The following is a 1897-nucleotide window of genomic DNA, read 5'->3' on the forward strand; positions in this document are numbered from 1 at the left end:
ACGCCACCGCCTGCCACGCGTCAGCGGGGCAGGGGAGCGTGACGCGTAGACCGGGGGAAGGAGAGAGACGCCCCCCGTTCGGCCGAGCTGCGGAGCATGCGAGATCAGCCGCTCGCGCCAGCCCAGGCCGCCCACCTCGCTCTGCGCCCGCTCTATTATACACGACGTTGCGTCGCCCTCGGGGGGACGACGCAACGCAACTGTGATATGGATGAGAATATCAGTTGAGATCGATCTCTGCTATGGCTATCGCGGCGACGCCTGCCGTTGCGGCCGCGAGCAGCAGCGTGTTGAGTAGTTTCATAGTGTGTTATGTGTGATGGATGGAGTAGATTGGTTGATGTTCAGGGTATCAGTGGTTTCTGACGGAGCGTATCTTCTCCGTCAGCACGTCGGCCTGGCGCTGTGCTCCAAGATCGGAGGGGTGCACATAGTCTACCCATGCGTCGGAGGGGTAGGCGAGTTCGTCGTGGCTCACGTAGTGAAGATCCTTCACCCCCTGGGCCTTTAGCTGCTCGTAGGCCTGACGCTGTCCGCGGTTGAGGCGCGTGTAGCAGTCGAGCTGCGCGGCGTTGGTCGGGGCGTTGCTGTAGCCGGCGTGCTCCACGAGTATTATCGGGGCGTCGCTGCTCTTGCGGAGCTGTGCCACGGCGGCAAGCACCAGGTCGCGGGCTTCGTCGGCGCTCTTCTGGGTCAGATTGGGCATGCAGTCGAGCACAAACATCTCGGCGTCGATCTCGGCTATCAGCGCGAGTACTTCCGGCTCAAGACGTCCGTTGCCCGAGAATCCGAGATTCACCACTGGATAGTCCGAGAGGTTGCGCCTGACGATATTGATCCACGACATGCCTGGACGCGAGGAGCAGGCGCCCTGCGCTATCGAGGTGCCGTAGACCACGATAGGCTTCTCGGTGCGCTTCGGCAGGAAGCTGAACCGCGAGCCTTCGGCCACGCCGATCTCCAGAGAGTCGATGGTGTTGTAGAGCGGCAGGTTGAGATGGTATTCGCGATCGGCTCCGCTAAGGTCGGAGGGGGCGAGAGCCGAGTAGCTGTATTGCACTTTGGGGCCGAACGAATAGCTGCCGAAGCAGAAATCCTGACCGCCGACGGAGTCGATGCGGTAGAGATCGACTCCCGACACTCCCGTGGCGGGCATGTGGGGCATAGTCTGGGCGCCGCTGATCTTGTAGCGCACGGTGATCGTCGGAGAGTTGGTGGTGAAGTAGAGGGCGAGTCCGGCCGAATTGCGGCTCAGATCCCACAGAGGCTTGCGCACCTGCGCCTCGGCGCGGTCGGGCATGCGCACATAGCTATGTCCTATCTCCGAGGTCCATGCCTGGTTCTGTACTGTCGGGTATCCGGCCTTCATCGGGTCGTTCCATGTAGTTGTCTGTGCCGATGCCGCTGCTGCAGTGAGCATCATGGCCGTGATGGCGAGTGATCTGATTGCTTTCATCGCGTGATTGGTATGTATTGTCGCGTTGTGGGTATTATTGTCTTGTCGCTTTCATTGCGCATGAAGTCAGTGTACGGTTTTATCATTATGTGGCCTGATTGCCGCATGATTTGTTGATTCAGGTAAGAAAAATTGTATAGTCGTCTTGCGACAGCCTGCCCCACCTACAAATTTACAAAATAATAGCGAAATCCCCACCCCGCCGCTCAAAAAAAACCGCCCTCGGAGCCGCGGAGCGTGCGGGCAGACGCTATCCCCGGTTCGGAGCGGCACGCCACCCCGCCGTGCGTCAGCGAGGCAGGGGAGCGTGACGCGTAGACCGGGGGGAGAGCCGCCCACCTCACCCGGCCGAGCTGCGGCGCAGGCGCGATCAGCCGCCCCGCGCCAGCCCGGGCCCCCCTCGCCCCGGACGCCCCTCCGGCGGGCTCTGCGCCACAACCC

Annotated in this window: 1 protein-coding gene; it reads right to left on the reverse strand. The window is 61.7% G+C overall.

Going from position 1 to position 1897, the window contains the following annotated elements; genetic code table 11:
* Positions 1-352: 352 nt before the first annotated feature.
* Positions 353-1456: an SGNH/GDSL hydrolase family protein gene (locus C5O24_RS13020; RefSeq protein ID WP_237613083.1), complete on the reverse strand. Its 1104-nt coding sequence runs from the start codon at positions 1454-1456 to the stop codon at positions 353-355.
* Between the last annotated feature and the right edge of the window lie 441 nt (positions 1457-1897).

Source organism: Paramuribaculum intestinale, assembly GCF_003024925.1.
In the GTDB taxonomy this organism is placed as follows: domain Bacteria; phylum Bacteroidota; class Bacteroidia; order Bacteroidales; family Muribaculaceae; genus Paramuribaculum; species Paramuribaculum intestinale.

Excerpts from the sequence above, each read along its gene's own strand:
- C5O24_RS13020 (WP_237613083.1), bottom strand. The coding sequence starts at position 1,456 with ATGAAAGCAATCAGATCACTCGCCATCACGGCCATGATGCTCACTGCA.